The organism is Amycolatopsis balhimycina FH 1894 (genome assembly GCF_000384295.1).
In the GTDB taxonomy this organism is placed as follows: domain Bacteria; phylum Actinomycetota; class Actinomycetes; order Mycobacteriales; family Pseudonocardiaceae; genus Amycolatopsis; species Amycolatopsis balhimycina.
The window spans coordinates 1,945,914-1,960,251 of the sequence record NZ_KB913037.1; the positions used below are offsets into that span (position 1 = coordinate 1,945,914).

17 protein-coding genes are annotated in these 14,338 nt (G+C 70.6%); 3 read left to right on the forward strand and 14 right to left on the reverse strand.

Annotated elements, in window-relative coordinates; genetic code table 11:
• Positions 1-7 precede the first annotated feature (7 nt).
• The gene (locus tag A3CE_RS0107960; RefSeq protein ID WP_020639545.1) at positions 8-1,201 is read left to right on the forward strand and encodes a glycosyltransferase; all 1,194 of its coding nucleotides are present in this window, start codon (positions 8-10) and stop codon (positions 1,199-1,201) included.
• Positions 1,202-1,205: 4 nt separating this feature from the next.
• Here the strand turns inward: A3CE_RS0107960 and A3CE_RS0107965 are convergent, their stop codons facing one another.
• Entirely contained in the window at positions 1,206-1,886 is a 681-nt protein-coding gene (locus A3CE_RS0107965; protein WP_020639546.1) for a VC0807 family protein, read from the reverse strand.
• Between the two features lie 169 nt (positions 1,887-2,055).
• Between A3CE_RS0107965 and A3CE_RS0107970 the strand changes: the two genes are divergently transcribed.
• Both A3CE_RS0107970 and A3CE_RS0107975 read left to right on the forward strand, forming a co-directional pair.
• Complete coding sequence (locus tag A3CE_RS0107970; protein ID WP_026468273.1) at positions 2,056-3,231, forward strand: nucleotide disphospho-sugar-binding domain-containing protein; 1,176 nt, start codon at positions 2,056-2,058, stop codon at positions 3,229-3,231.
• Positions 3,232-3,235: 4 nt separating this feature from the next.
• Positions 3,236-3,898, forward strand: coding sequence for a VC0807 family protein (locus A3CE_RS0107975; protein WP_020639548.1), 663 nt, complete (start codon positions 3,236-3,238; stop codon positions 3,896-3,898).
• On the opposite strand, the gene A3CE_RS0107980 is transcribed toward A3CE_RS0107975, so the two are convergent.
• Genes A3CE_RS0107980 through A3CE_RS0108040 form a run of 13 tightly spaced genes read right to left on the reverse strand, consistent with a single transcriptional unit; the run spans position 3,882 to position 14,312 of the window.
• Positions 3,882-4,868, reverse strand: coding sequence for a quinone oxidoreductase family protein (locus A3CE_RS0107980; protein WP_020639549.1), 987 nt, complete (start codon positions 4,866-4,868; stop codon positions 3,882-3,884). The genes A3CE_RS0107975 and A3CE_RS0107980 overlap by 17 nt on opposite strands.
• Before the next feature lie 9 nt (positions 4,869-4,877).
• A complete protein-coding gene (locus A3CE_RS0107985; RefSeq protein ID WP_020639550.1) occupies positions 4,878-5,486 on the reverse strand; it encodes a malonic semialdehyde reductase in 609 nt (202 codons plus the stop codon).
• 17 nt (positions 5,487-5,503) lie between these two features.
• Positions 5,504-5,809, reverse strand: a complete 306-nt coding sequence (locus A3CE_RS0107990) for an antibiotic biosynthesis monooxygenase family protein (RefSeq protein ID WP_020639551.1) — start codon at positions 5,807-5,809, stop codon at positions 5,504-5,506.
• The gene (locus A3CE_RS0107995; protein WP_020639552.1) at positions 5,809-6,111 is read right to left on the reverse strand and encodes an antibiotic biosynthesis monooxygenase family protein; all 303 of its coding nucleotides are present in this window, start codon (positions 6,109-6,111) and stop codon (positions 5,809-5,811) included. Before A3CE_RS0107995 ends, A3CE_RS0107990 begins: the two co-directional genes overlap by 1 nt.
• Positions 6,111-6,842 carry an SDR family NAD(P)-dependent oxidoreductase gene (locus A3CE_RS0108000; RefSeq protein ID WP_020639553.1) on the reverse strand — a complete coding sequence of 244 codons (732 nt, stop codon included), beginning with the start codon at positions 6,840-6,842 and terminating at the stop codon, positions 6,111-6,113. Before A3CE_RS0108000 ends, A3CE_RS0107995 begins: the two co-directional genes overlap by 1 nt.
• 19 nt (positions 6,843-6,861) lie before the next feature.
• On the reverse strand, positions 6,862-7,320 hold the full coding sequence (locus tag A3CE_RS0108005; RefSeq protein ID WP_020639554.1) for an anthrone oxygenase family protein: 459 nt from the start codon (positions 7,318-7,320) through the stop codon (positions 6,862-6,864).
• A complete protein-coding gene (locus tag A3CE_RS0108010; RefSeq protein WP_020639555.1) occupies positions 7,317-7,760 on the reverse strand; it encodes an SRPBCC family protein in 444 nt (147 codons plus the stop codon). Before A3CE_RS0108010 ends, A3CE_RS0108005 begins: the two co-directional genes overlap by 4 nt.
• The gene (locus A3CE_RS0108015; RefSeq protein WP_020639556.1) at positions 7,757-8,197 is read right to left on the reverse strand and encodes a cupin domain-containing protein; all 441 of its coding nucleotides are present in this window, start codon (positions 8,195-8,197) and stop codon (positions 7,757-7,759) included. The genes A3CE_RS0108010 and A3CE_RS0108015 overlap by 4 nt, the downstream gene beginning before the upstream one ends.
• 53 nt (positions 8,198-8,250) lie before the next feature.
• A complete protein-coding gene (locus A3CE_RS0108020) occupies positions 8,251-8,691 on the reverse strand; it encodes an anthrone oxygenase family protein (RefSeq protein ID WP_020639557.1) in 441 nt (146 codons plus the stop codon).
• On the reverse strand, positions 8,688-11,501 hold the full coding sequence (locus tag A3CE_RS0108025; RefSeq protein ID WP_084641360.1) for an AMP-binding protein: 2,814 nt from the start codon (positions 11,499-11,501) through the stop codon (positions 8,688-8,690). The genes A3CE_RS0108020 and A3CE_RS0108025 overlap by 4 nt, the downstream gene beginning before the upstream one ends.
• Positions 11,502-11,545: 44 nt before the next feature.
• Entirely contained in the window at positions 11,546-12,730 is a 1,185-nt protein-coding gene (locus A3CE_RS0108030) for a ketosynthase chain-length factor (RefSeq protein ID WP_020639559.1), read from the reverse strand.
• Positions 12,730-14,013: a beta-ketoacyl-[acyl-carrier-protein] synthase family protein gene (locus A3CE_RS0108035; RefSeq protein ID WP_281170589.1), complete on the reverse strand. Its 1,284-nt coding sequence runs from the start codon at positions 14,011-14,013 to the stop codon at positions 12,730-12,732. Before A3CE_RS0108035 ends, A3CE_RS0108030 begins: the two co-directional genes overlap by 1 nt.
• Positions 14,001-14,312, reverse strand: coding sequence for a TcmI family type II polyketide cyclase (locus A3CE_RS0108040; protein WP_020639561.1), 312 nt, complete (start codon positions 14,310-14,312; stop codon positions 14,001-14,003). Before A3CE_RS0108040 ends, A3CE_RS0108035 begins: the two co-directional genes overlap by 13 nt.
• Between the last annotated feature and the right edge of the window lie 26 nt (positions 14,313-14,338).

Genomic DNA, 14,338 nt, shown 5'->3' on the forward strand with positions numbered 1-14,338 from the left:
CGCTTCGATGCGTGCGCTGTTCGTGACTTTTGCCTGGAAGTCGCATCTGTACCCGATGGTCCCGTTCGCGTCGGCGCTGCGCGCCGGCGGTCACGAGGTGCTGGTGGCCGCCGGGCCCGGGTTCGCCGGCACCATCACCGACGCCGGCCTCCCCGCCGTGCAGGTCGGCGAGGACGTCGACGTCCGGTCGGACGCGGCGGCGGCGTACGCCGGCTGGAATCCGCGTCGCCATGACGAAACCGAGGATCCGGGGGCAGTCCGGCAGCGGGCCGGAACGTACTCGCGGCTGGCGACGGACAGCGCCGTCGCGATGGGCAAGGACCTCTACGCGTTCGCCCGCTCCTGGTCGCCGGATTTCGTGGTCTACGAGCCCATGGCTGTGATCGCGCCTGGTCTGGCCGGCCATTTGGGCGTGCCGTCCGTGCGGATGCCCTGGGGCATTGATTACCTCGCCTCGATCATGCGGCGGCGTGGCGGGTTGCTCACGGACCTGGCCCGGGAGCGGTCGGTCGACCTGGACGCGGCATTCGGCGACGTGACGCTGGACCCGTGCCCGCCCAGCATGCAGATCGGCTACGACCTGTACCGGCAACTCATCCGGTACATCCCCTACAACGGGCCTGCCGTCCTTCCGCAGCACCTGCGGACCCCGCCGGCCCGGCCGCGCATCCTGGTGACCTGGGGCGGTTCGCTGCACGATCTCGGCTGGCACGACGGGATCCTCGGCCCCGGCATCGTCGACGTCCTCGGCCGGCAGCCGCGGTACGACGTCGTGGTCGCCACCACCGATCAGCAGAAACGGCTCTACTCCGACCTCCCCGGCAATGTCGTCCATATCGGACCGATCGCCCTGCACCTGGCCCTGCCGAGCTGTGATGCGATCATCCACCAGGGCGGCGCCGGGACCACCATGACCGCGATGAGCGCCGGTGTCCCCCAGCTGATCATCCCGTGGGCACCCGACGCCGTGATCAACGCTGAGCAGATCCGCGAAGCCGGCGCCGGGCACTTGATCTCGCCGGGTGACCTCGACACAACCAGCCTGGACGAGGCGCTGACGGCGTTTCTCGACAATCTCGCGTCGTACCGGCATGGTGCCACCCAGCTGAAGGAGGAACACGACTCGCAGCCCACGCCTGCCCAGGTGGTCACCGAGTTCGAGCGTCACCGGGATCACGGGACCGGGCCGTGGGGCCGCTGAGGAGTCACGCCGCGGAGGCGTCCATCTGCTTGACCAGCTGTTCGATGATCTTCCTGGGCGGCTGGATCAGCACACCGCTCACCACGACCAGCGCCCCGATCATCACGAGGCTGAGCAGGTTGGAGACGTCGACGGCGTGCGCGATCCCCGCGTCGGTGGCAGTGACGAGCAGGTACATCCGGACCAGCGAAAAGAGGATCATGATCGTGCTGAAGGCGCCGGTGAGCAGCCGCTGCCACATGCGGTACCGGGGCACGTCCTCCCACGCCCGCGCGAACGCCCGTTCCCGCTTCGGGTCGCCGAAGGCCGCGACCGACGACGTGCTCAGATGCGTCAACGGTGTCCGGTAGAACAGTGTGGCGAGGCAGAACAAACCGCCGATGAGGATGTAGACCGGCTCGCGCACGGCGGCGATCTTGGGACTCTGGGTGACCAGCGACAGCACGATCGTCGCGATGATCTCGAAGAGGACCAGCGACCCGATCAGGTCGACCCGCCGGCGGCGGACCGTGACGGTCACGGCGACCGCGGCCACCGCGATGGCCGGGATCGTCAACGCCCAGAAGACGCTGACGCCGAAAGCACGCAACAGGTAGTAGCCGCCGAAGGACAGGGCCAGTTCCATCAAGGTCGACAGCAGCCCACCGGCCTTCGGCTTGGGCTTGTCCTGCGTTGCGGGTGGCATGGTCCGCTTCTCCCCTCTTCCCGGTTGAGCCGACTGTCCCAGTCCGGCCACCGGCCGGAGTAGGGCGGCAAGTACCGAACTCGGCAGGAGTTTTCTCCCGCGGCGTCGACGGCTCCAGTGGTCCTCGAGCCGGGCGCCCCAAGGTGATCGCGAGGCTGGGAGGTCGACGGTGCGTGTGCTGTTCTTGAGCTGGGCATGGGGATCCCATCTGCAGCCGATGGTCCCGTTCGGGTGGGCGCTGCGCGCCGCCGGGCACGAGGTGCTGGTCGCCAGCCACCCCTTCTTCGCCCCCACGATCACCAGGGCCGGGCTGACCGCGCTTCCGGTGGGCGACGACGTCCATGTGCGGGCGCTGATGACCGACGCCCACCGCAGGTGGTCCCTGGACCGGTCGGAGATCGAGCACCGCGGCCGGATGGCCGTCGCGACCGCGACGAAAAGCGCGGTCGCGATGGCGAAGGACACGTACCGGTTCGCCCGGGACTGGCGGCCGGACTTCGTGGTCTACGAACCCATGGCATTCCTCGGTCCCGGCTTGGCCGCGGATCTGGGCGTACCGTCGTACCGGCTGTTGTGGGCCACGGACTTCGTCGCCTCGATCGCGGATGTGCCGGAGGCCGAGGACGGGATCCTCGGTGGGCTCGGCACCCGCGAGGCACTGACCGCGTCGTTCGGAGACGTGACGCTCGACCCGTGCCCGCCGAGCCTCCGGCCGGCCGACGACCTGGTCCGCCGGTCCCTGCGGTACGTACCCTACAACGGCCCGGCGGTGCTGCCGGCCTGGCTGCGTATCCCGCCCGCGCGACCGCGAGTCGTGGTGACCTGGGGCGGCTCCCTGCACTACCTGGGGTGGAAGAACGCCTTTCTGGCCCCTCGCATCACGCAAATCCTTGCGGAGCAGGACGTCGAAGTGGTCGTGGCCGTGCTGGAGGAGCAGATCCCGGAGTTCGGTCCGGTGCCGGACAACGTCGTCCACCTCGGACCCGTCGCGTTGAACCTGGTGCTGCGGGACTGTGCCGCCGTCATCCACCAGGGCGGCGCCGGCACCACGATGACGGCCCTGAGCGCCGGTGTCCCGCAGCTCGTCTTTCCCTGGGCCGCCGACGCGATCGTCAATGCGCGCTACCTCCGCGACGCGGGCGCGGCCCAGTTCTCGATGCCCATGGATCTCGGCGATGCCGCTCTGCGCCAGGCCGTCTCCCGTTTTCTGGCCGGCCTTCCCGGTTTGCAGGCCGGCGCGGACCTGCTCCACCGCGAGCATCTCGCCATGCCCAGCCCGGTAGAGGTCGCCCTGGGGATCGAGCGGGACGTCCTAGGGACACACGAGCGTGCCTGCGCACCATGAGCGGGTGGCTCTCCTGATAAACCGCCGGTTCGCGGCGCTCGGACCTCTGCTGCTCGACCTGCTCGCCCCGGTGGTGAGCTTTTCCCTGCTGCACTACCTGTTCGGCGTACCGCCGGCGCCGGCGTTGACTGCCGGGGCGGTGGTGGCCGGCCTGCGCGGCGCCTACCGGGCGGTGACCGAACGGCGGATCGATGCCTTGCCGCTGATGATGACGGTGCTGCTCGCGGTGTCCGTGCTGCTGGTGTTCCTCACCGGCGACGCTCGGCTGGTGCTGGCCAAGTCCGCGGTGACACCGATCGTGGGCGGGCTGTACGGGCTGGTGACGAATCTGTTCGGGCGTACAGTGTTCTACGACGTGCTGACGCCGTTCGCGACCAAGGGAGATCCCGCACTGCTGGCCCGGTGGGAGTCCGCGTGGGACACCGACCGCCGGTTCGCCCGGCGGATCAGGCAGCTGAACATCCTGTGGGGCGTCGGGTTCGTGCTCGGCGGCACGGCCAGGATCGTGCTCGTGTACCGCCTGCCGCTGGACGTCGCGGTCCTGGCCGGGCTGGCACCGACCGTCGTCATGGTCGGTGGCCTGATGCTGCTCACCCGGCTGCTGTGGCGGCCGCTGGAAGCGGTGCTGCGCGCCGGTGAACCCGCGACGGCTACGGCTCCCGGGTGAACACGATCTTCCCGGGCACCTGGCCGGTCAGCATCGCTTCGACGCCTTCCGCCGCCCGTGCCAGCGGCAGTTCCCGCGCAATCCGCGGGCGCAGCCCGGTGCGGACGAGGAACGCCAGCAACGCCCGGAGGTCCTCGGCGGTGCCCATGGTGGACCCGAGCAGGCGCAGCTCGCCCGTGATGATGTCGTTCAGCACGGGAGCCGCCAGGGCGGCGCCGGAACCGGCCCGGCCACCCGCGCACACCACCGCACCACCCGCACGCAGGACGTAAAGGTGCCGCATCCACCCGAACTGCTCGGTCCCGGCGTCGAACACCGCGTCCACCGGCCCGGCGACGGTGTCCGCCGGGGTGCTGATCTCGTGGGCGCCGAGTTCCCGGGCCTGCGCGGCATGCCGGTCCCGTGCCACCACCGACACCGTGCAGCCGGCCGCGACGGCGAGCCGGATCACCGCGGCCGGAATGCTCCCGATCCGCTGCGTGCAGTCCATCAGGATTCGTTGCCCCGGTGTGATTCCCGCGGTGACGAAGAGCATGCGGTACGCGGTCAGCCATGCGGTCGGCAGGCAGGCCGCCTCGGCGAAGGTCAGCGCGTCCGGCATCGGCACCGCGTTTCGCCTCGGTATCACCACCGTGTCGGCGAACGTACCCTGGTGGTACTCGCTGAGCACGGTGCGCCCCGGGTCGAGCTGTTCCGGGCCTACCCAGCCCGGAGCGGCGACGCTGCTGTGGATCAGCACCGGGGTTTCGTCGGCGAGCAGGCCCGCTCCGTCGCAGCCCAGGGTCATCGGGTACCGCGACGGATCCATGTGGACACCGCGAAGCGTGTTGATGTCGTGCATGTTCAGGGACATCGCACGCGGGGTCACCGAGACCCAGCCCTCCGGCGCGGCCGGCGAGTCACGCTCGCCGACCGTCAGCGCGGCGAGCGGGTCGGACGGGTGGGGCTGACGTGCGTACACGGCGAGCATGGACATTCCTTAAAGGACAGTGACGACCTCGTCGTAGGACAGGCGGGGCAACCGTTCGTGGCGTTTGGGCCGGGGAACACCGATGTTCATCACCAGCAGCGAACGCAGCCCGCCGTCCGGGAAGAACTCGCGGTCCAGGCCGGCCGGGTCGTAGCCGATCATCGGCCCGGCACCCAGGCCGGCCGCCCGGACACCCACGATCAGGTATCCGATCTGGAGCAGGGCGTTGTACCGGGCCCCCTCGGCCCGCCGCCGCGGGTCGCCGTGCAGCGCGTCCCGGAGGCCGGCCGCGTGCGGGAACACCACCGGGAGCTTCTCGTGGAAGTTGACGTCCGCGGCCAGGATGATCGGCAGCGGCGCGGCCTCGGTCCGGGTCCGGTTGCGCGCGTCCAGGAACGGCAGCAACCGGGCCCGGGCGGCCGGGCTGCGCACCAGCACCATCCGCAGCGGCTGCTGATTCAACGACGTGGGGCCGTACTTCACCAGGTCGTAGATGGCCGCCACCTGCTCGTCGGTGACCGGGTCGTCGGTGAACTCGGTGGCCGAGCGCGCTTCCCGGAACAGCAGGTCCTGCGCGTCCCCGGCGAGCTTCAGCGTGGCGCCTTCGACAGTCCGCACGGCTCCCCTCCCTTCGCTCAATACCGGGCCACGACCTCGTACAGCCCGAACGGCCGGCCCCGGCCGGTGTCCTGGTAGGGCCGCAGCGGCGCGGTCACGTCGCGGTGGCCGGGGCCCTGTTCCCATGCCTGGAACGCGTCCCGGTCCACCCATTCGCTCATCACCGCGAACCCGCCGTCGTCGTTGCCGAACTCGCGCAGCAGCTCGTTGCCGAGCAGTCCCGGCGTGCCCCGCAGGGCGGCACTGATCTCGTGGTACGCCCGCCCCACACCGTCCTCGTCGGCGACCGCGTAGATCAGCACGCGCACTGTCCCGCCGGCCACTACGCCGTCACCGCGACCACTATGTCCATGGTGGACATCGAACCGTCCATCCGGTACGGCCGCAGCCGGCGCAGGTGCTGCTGGTGCGCCTCGCTCCGTTCGTACTCGCGGAAGCTCGCTTCGTCGGTCCAGTCGCTCACCACGTAGTACACCTCCTCCTCGTCGGTACCGCGGGCCAGCCACTGACCGACGCTGGCCGGCCGGGTGGCGATCCGCGTGGCGCCGGCCCGCCAGTCCCGTTCGAACGCCGGCCCGCTGCCGGGCCGGACCCGCATCCGCAGCAGCACCCGGAAGACCGTCATCAGATCCCGCCGTTGGCGTCGATGTCGGCCCCGCTGATGTAGCTGGACAGATCGCTCGCGAGGAACACGGCCACGTTGGCGATCTCGTCCGGCCGGCCGAGCCGGCCCGCCGAGGTCATCGCCGTGTACTTCGCGACGATCTCGTCGGACAGCTCCTTCTCCGTCTGGATCACGCCCGGGGAGATCACGTTCACCCGGATCCCGCGCGGGCCGAGCTCGCGGCTCATCGAGCGGGACAGCCCGACCAGCCCGGCCTTGGTGGCGGTGTAGTGCGCCCGCAACGCCAGCCCGACGAACGCCGAACCCGAGCCGATGCTGATCACCGAGGAGTTCCCGGACAGCAACGGCAGCGCCGCCTGCACCATCGCGAACACCGAGGTGAGGTTGGTGTCCACGACCCGTTGCCACTCCTCGAGCTTCAGCTCCGCGAATGGGATGTGGCTGATCACGCCGGCGTTGTTCACCAGCACGTCCAGTGAACCGAGCCGGTCCCGGCACTCTTGGACGAGCGCCGCGATGTCCGCGGAACTGGTCACGTCGGCCCGGGTCAGGTGGTACTTGCCCGGCGTCTCATCGAGCCGGGTCGCGAGCGCGTCGACATGGTCGCCACCGCTGCGGTAGCAGGCGATCACATCGGCACCGGCCCGCGCCATGGCCAGCGTGATCGCCGCGCCGATGCCCCGGCAGCCGCCGGTGACCAGAACCTTCTTGCCTTCGAGAGAAATCGTCACTGTTCGCCTCTTCTCGGATTCACCACACCACCGCGGCGGTGTTGAGCACGAACGCGGCGGTGGCGAGCGCGGTGCGGATGTTGTTCCAGGCCCGCCAACGGGAACGCGGGTCGCGAGCCGGCCAGTCGGCGGGGCGGTGGTCCGGGTCGAGCGACATGATGTAGCGGTTCACCGGCACGTTTCTGGCGGCCGAGATGGCGATCACCGCAGCGAGCAGCAGGGCCGCGGCGACGCGCAGCGGCCGGGCGGTATCGCTGCCGAAGACGAGCACCAGGTCCATGACCAGCGCGCTGCCGTTGGCGATCGGCATGATCGGGTCGTAGCGGGGCCGCATGAACTGCACCATCCGCACGTAGCCCGGATAGGGCAGCGCGCACATCATCGGCCCGATGCCGATCACCGTCGACAGCATGATCCCGGCGGCTGCCCCGTTCACCACGGTCACCACCGCCCCCAGCACCGGTTGCCAGCCGCTCATCGCGCTTCCAGCTTGTCCTTGATCAGTTTCATCTGGATCGGCGTGTTGGTATTGATCCGCTCGAGCATCTGCTCGTCGGTGACCGGCGCGTCCGGGCGCATCCGGAACTCCTGTTTCCAGATCATCCGCACCCCGCCGTTTTCCGTCCGGTACTCCCAGAAGATGCGCATGTACTCGAACGGCCCGGTCTCCACGCGACGGGACCGGACCGTGCGGGTGGCCGGGTCGGCGGTGCGTTCGGACACCCAGCTCCACTCGGTACCGTTCTCGTCCGGGTGCATGGTCAGCCGGAACCGGACCGTGTTCGCGGTGCGCGCCAGCACTTCCACCGACGCGTACTCGCTGAACAGATCCGGCCATCGGGCGACGTCGTTGGTGACGTTCCAGACCTGCTCCATGCCCGCGTCCACCCAGATGGTGTTTTCGCTGCGCGCGCTCACTTTCCGGTCTCCCCGCGGCCGGAGATCGGCTGGTGTGCGATCTCCGGATGGGGCACTTCCTCGGTGTCCACGTGCCCGAGGTGCGGCTCGGACGCCAACGGGCCGAGACTGAACACCGCGAAGCTCGTCTCGGTGCCGTTGTTCTCCACCCGGTGCCGCACGCCGATCGGTACCAGCAGACCCTCGTTCTCGGCCAGCTGCCGGTACTCGCCGTCGACGCGGACGTCCATCCGGCCGCGCACCACGTACAGGAACTCCTCGGAATAGGGGTGGTAGTGCTCGGCGACGAACTCACCGGGCAGCAGGGTGAGCGCGCCCATGAACCCGGTGGTGGAGCCGACCGTCCGGGGGCTGAGCAGCACCCGCAGGTCCCCACCGCGGCGCCGGTTCGGCTCGATGTCCGACAACCTCACCTTGGGTGGCCGGTCCTGCGCCATGTTTCCTCCAAAGGGTGGCTCGACGACTGTGGTGCCCATCGTCGTGACCGGAGTTAGAAGCTCGCTGGTGCGACGAGGTTCAGCACCAGCGCGATGAGCGCGAACGTCGTACGGCACCAGTGCAGCCGCTGCCAGCGTTGCCGCGGGTCCGGCCAGCCGACGGGCACGCTGCCGTCCGGCAGTGCCCTGACTGCCCGGTTGACCGGCACGTTCCCGAACTGCGAAACCACCGACACACCCACGAGCGCGGCCGCGGCGGCCGCGAACAGCACACCGCCCGTGCGCACCGCGAGCACGACGTCCACGAGCGCCGTGACCACTACCGTGGGCGGCATGAACCGGTCGAAGTACCGGCCGGCGACCTTGTGCGCGCGGACGTAGTGAGCGGGCGGCAACGACAGGAACACCGGTACCAGGCTGACCGCCACCGCGAGCAGGACGCCCGCGGTGAGCCCGCTGCCCGCCGCCGCGACAGTGCTGAGCACAGTGTTCATACCGCGGCTCCTCGCCGGGAACGCAGAATCTCCCGCCAGCGGTCCGCGAGGCGAACCGCCCGCTCCGCCGGGAGGGCGTCCGGCCGGTGCCACAGCAGCGCACGGTTCTCGCCCGGGTGGATCTCCAACGCCACTTCCATCGCCGAGCAGGGCGAGGGCAACCGGATCCGGCGGGCGGTGGCGCCTGGCAGCGTCAGGGACGCGGGTTCGGTGTTCTGCAGCGAAAAAACCGCCTGGCACACCGGTGCCCTGCCGTTCGGTGCGCGCTGGGCGGCGAGCTGCTCGATGGGTACGTGCTGATTGGTGAGCAGTCTCGCCAGCAGGGTCGTGGCGTGCTCGACGCAGTCGTCGAACGTCGCGGCTTCGCCGGGGAAACGGAGGAAGGCCGAGGTGGCGAAGCAGCCGATCACGTCATCGGCGGCGGGCAGCGTACGGCCGAAGAGCGGCATGCGCAGCGCGAAATCCGCGGCGCCGGTCTCCGCGCGCAATGCCTGGACCCACGCGGCCAGCCACTCGGCGGTGCTCGCCGGGATCAGCGCGAGAGGGTGATCGGTGACCGGATTGGCCCCCTCGGCCGCGGGGTCGAGGGGAAGATCCGGGACGCCTCGGAGGTGCTCGTGCCAGAACGGGTCCGGGGCCGGTGCCGTAGTGACCTCTTCGCGGGCCACGGCCCGGAAGCCCGGGGCCGGACGCAGTTCGGCACCGGTGTAGGCGGTGGACAGGTCCCGGCAGAAGACCGACTCCGACGCGCCGTCGATCGCCACCCGGTGAATGGCGACGGCGAGCAGGTGGTCGTTCTCGCCGCGGCGGAAGATCGCTGCCCTGAGCGGCGGGCCGGCGGCCAGGTCGAACGGCTTGGCGCAGAACGAGTTCACCGCATCCTCGGTGAACTCGCCGTTCGCGCACTCCGGCGGACGGTCGGTGGGCACGGCTTCGACAAACCGGTGCGAATGCCTGCGCAGCACCGAATGCAGTGCTTCGTGCCGGACGGCGACAGCGCGCACGGCGCGCAGGCAGGCCGCGGTGTCGAGCGGGCCGGTGATCTCGAACAGCAGCGGGTGGATCAGCTCCGCGGCACCGGGCCGGTGCTCCTCCGCCCACCACATGCGGTACTGGGTGATCGGCAGGCCGGCCACCCACCGGGTCGGATCCGGTTCGGCCGACCGGGGGCCGCCGGGCTCACCGGGTATCGCGGCGGCGATCGCCGCCGGGGTGCGGTGGGCGAGCACCGTGTCCGCGCGCAGGCGCAGGCGGCCGGCGAGACGGATGACCGTGATGGAGTCGGCGCCCGCGTCGATCAGATCGGTGTCCTCGCCGACGCGGGTGCCGAGCAGGTGGGCGGCGATCCGGACCACGGTGGCGACCGGGGCCTCGGTGCCGGCCGGGGCCGTGGCGGGGCCGGCCGACACCGAGGCCCGCGCGGGGACGGCCAGCGCGAGCAACGCGCCGGTGTCCGTCTTGCCGTTCGCGGTGGTGGGCATGGCGTCGACGCGGTGCACGATGCGGGGCACGAAGGCGGCGGGGAACCGCCCGGCCAGCCGCGCCCGGATGACGGCGGGGTCGGCCGCGCCGACGTAGCAGGCCAGCGTCTCGGTGCCGTTCGGCGCGGCCAGCAGGACGCTGCGGTGCACACCGGGCACCTCGTTCATGGCCGCTTCGACCTCTTCCGGCACGATCCGGGCGCCGCGGATCTTCAGCTGCCGGTCGGTACGGCCGGTGAAATGGAGCAAGCCGCGCTCGTCCACCCGCCCGAGGTCACCGGTGTGGTAGCCCTCGGCGCGGAACCGCTCGGCGGTGACCTCCGGCTCGCCGAGGTAGCCCGTGCCCAGCCCGTCGCCGGCGAGGACGATCTCGTCGTTTTCGAGGAATACCCGGGTGTTCGCGATCGGTACGCCGATGGGGATCTCCCCCTCGCCGACGGTTTCCGGGATCTCGTACGCCGTGGCGAAGATCGTGCTCTCCACCGGACCGTAGCCGTTGATGATCCGCAGTTCCGGCGCGGCGGCGCGGAGCAGGGCCACGTGCGGCGGCGAGATCTTCTCCCCACCGGTCAGCACGCACCGCAGGCCGTCCAGGCACCGCACGTCCGCTTCGACGAGCGCGTTGAACAGGCTCGTGGTCAGCCACACCGTGTCGACTCCGCCGGCGATGACCCGGCGCAGTTCCTGCGCGCCGGGATGGTCGCCGTCGTACAACGCGCTGGTGCCACCGTTGATCAGCGGTCCCCACAGCTCCAGCGAGTGGGCGTCCCAGCCGAGCGGGGAGATCTGCAGCAGATGCGTGCCGGAGTCCATGCCCAGCAACGGGTCCAGCGCGATCCGGGTGGTACCGGAATGCGGGGTGAGCACCGCACGGGCACGTCCGGAACTGCCCGAGGTGGAGAACACACAGCACGGATCGGCCGGCCCCCCGGTGACACCGCGCAGTGGACGGTCGGCGGGGATCGCCGGTGACGTGTGTTCGTCGATCACCAGTTTGGCGCCGCACCGGGCGACGATGTCGTCGAACCTGCTCTGCGGCCAGTCCATGGCACTGCCGGCGTACGCGGCGCCGGTCGCCAGCACCCCGAGCAGCACGGCGACCAGATGTGGCCCCCTCGGCAGCCGTACAGCCACGACGTCGCCCCGGCCGACCCCTTGCGCGGCAAGGCTTCGCCGTTCCGCTTCGGCGGTACGGCATAGCTCGAGGTAGCCGATTCTCCGGCCCCGCCAGGTCAACGCGGTGGCCTCCGGCGTGTCCCGGGCCCAGCGGGCGATCAGCGCGTCTACTCGTCCACCCAGCGGGTAGCCGATGCTCGGTCCGGTCAGCATGGGCCCCAGCGAAGCACGGCCGGCTCGGGCGGCTCTGGAGTGAGTCACCGGCTCAGCACCACCGCCGAGTTGAACCCGCCCGCACCGCGGGCCACCACCAGCGCGTGCCGCGGTGCCGCTTCCCGGGGCCTGTCGACCACCAGATCCAACGCGGCCGGGGCATCGACGCCGGTCGTCGGCGGGATCACGCCGTCCCGCATCGCCAGCAACGCGGTGGCCACGTCCAGCGCACCGGCGCCGGAATTCAGCCGGCCCACCATCGTCTTCGGTGCCGTCACGGGCACCCCACGGACGCCGAACACCGCGGTCAGCGCAGCCACCTCGATCAGGTCCAGGCCGGGAACCGCGGCGGCATCGGCGAACACGACACCGATGTCCGCCGGGGTCAGCCCGGCATCGGCGAGCGCCAGCTCGACGGCCCGGCGCAACGCGGGTGGCCGGCCGGTGTGCGCGGCGGGGTCGAAAGTGGACGCCCACCCGGCGATCGTGCCGTAGCCCGATCCCGCGGATTTCCGCTCCACCACGAGCATCGCGCCCCCCTCGCCGGGTACGTGGCCGGCCGCGTCAGCGCTGAAGGGCAGGTAGCACCGCCGCGGATCGTCGCTGTGACTCAGCCGGCCACCGGCCATCTGGCACACCAAAGCGTACGGCGACAGCGGCGCCTCCGCACCGCCGGCCAGCATGACCGTCGCATCGGCGCGCAAGGCCCGCCGGGCCTGCGCGAGCGCGTCCAGCCCGCCCGCCTGCTCGGCCACCAGCACGTCGCACGGGCCACGCGCACCCATGCGAATGGACACCTGGCCCGTGGTGGCCGCGTAGAACCAGGCGATGGATTGGTAGGCGCTCACCCGCGCCGATTCATCGCCCCAGAGCTTTTCCATCTCGTGCTGGCCGAACTCGTTGCCGCCGGAGGAACTCGCGGTCACCACACCGAACTCGTACTCGGGCAGCGCGCCCGGATCCACGCCCGCGTCGGCCAGTGCCATCGCCGATGCGGCGAGCGCGAACTGGGTGTACCGGTCGGTCTGGGACCGCAGCCGTCCGGGCAGGTACGCGCCGGCGTCGAAGTCCGGCACCGTGCCCGCCAGCTTCGTCGGGTACCCGGTGGCGTCGAACCGGTCGATGGGCGCGATCCCGCCGCGGCCGGCCAGCGTCGCCGACCAGTACGCCTCGGTGCCCACCCCGTTCGGCGCGATCACCCCGATCCCGGTGACGACCGCGGGCATCATCACCGCCCTCCGTGTCTGGTCAGGACAATCGCGCTCTGGAACCCGCCGAACCCGCTGCCCACCTTGAGCACCGCGTCGATCTTGCGTGCCCGGGCCACGTGGGGAACGTAGTCCAGGTCACAATCCGGATCCGGCACGTCGAGGTTGGCCGTCGGCGGTACGACGTCGTTCGTCATCGCCAGTACGCAGGCAACCAGCTCGATCGAGCCGATCGCGCCCAGCGAGTGGCCGACCATCGACTTCAGGGAGCTGATCGGCACGTCGTAGGCGTGCGCGCCGAGGCTGGCCTTGAACGCGCCGGTCTCGTGCCGGTCGTTCTGCGGGGTGCCGGAGCCGTGCGCGTTCACATAGTCCACTTCGGACGGATCGAGCCGGGCGTGACCCAGGGCACGCCGGATCGCCTCGGTCATCTCCCGGCCGTCCGGTTTCAGCCCGGTCATGTGGAACGCGTTGGAGCGGGACGAGAATCCGCCGATCCGGGCGTACACCTGCGCGCCACGCCGCCGGGCGGCGGTCGCCTCCTCCAGCACCAGTGCGGCGGCTCCCTCACCGAGCACGAACCCGTTACGCCGCAGGTCGAACGGGCGGGAGGCGTGCTCCGGGTCGTCGTTGTCCGGCGTGGTGGCGTTGATCGCGTCGAAGCACGCCGTGGTGATCGGCGAGATCGGGGCGTCCGCCGCACCGGCGATCATCACGTCCGCGCTGCCCTCGGCGATCAGCTGGGCCGCGTAACCGACCGCGTCGATGCCCGCGGTACACCCGTTGGAGACCAGCGACACCGGGCCTTCCGCACCGCAGTCGAGCGCGACCTCCTTCGGGATGGAGCTCGGCACCAGGTACTCGTACAGGTACGGCGACGCCTTGTCGTTGTCCACCAGCCAATTCCGGCCCCGGTCGCTGACCGTGCAGTAGTTCTGTTCCAGGCGCATGGTGTTGCCGACCGCGCTGCCCAGCGCGACGCCGAGCCGGTCCGGTGGCATGGTGTCGAACTCGAGCCCGCTGTCCACGATCGCTTCCCGCGCACTGACCAGAGCGAACTGCACCACCCGGTCGTGCCGGTCACGCTCCTGCGCGGTGAGCCCGGCCGGCAGCGGGTCGAAGTCCACCTCGGCGGCCACCCGGGAGCGGAACCCGGTGGCGTCGAACAGCGAGATCGTGCGGGTCGCGGTACGGCCGGCCGCGAGCAGCTGCCAGAATTGCTTCGCGCCGACGCCTCCGGGGGCCACCACACCGACCCCGGTGATGACCACCTCCCTCGCGACCCCCGGCATCACAACGGCCATGTGTAGAACGGCTTGGCCATCGCGTCCGCGGGCCCCTGCCAGGACGGGTGATACGGCGCGACCAGCGGCTTGAGCTTGGCATTGATGTCGTGCCACAACGGGTGGTCCCGAACCCGGGCGATGTCCGGTTCCCGCTCGGACTCGATCAGGTGGAAATACAGGCCGTGGAAGGAGAACAGGGTCCGCCGGCCCACGCCGACCAGATGCGGCAGTGCGGTCGCATCGGACTCGGTCCACAGCTCGGTGATCCGGTCCAGGTCCTTCGGATCGGCCTTCGCCACGATCAGTGTGCGGTTCATCGTCTCATTCCTCCTGGGTGATGGTG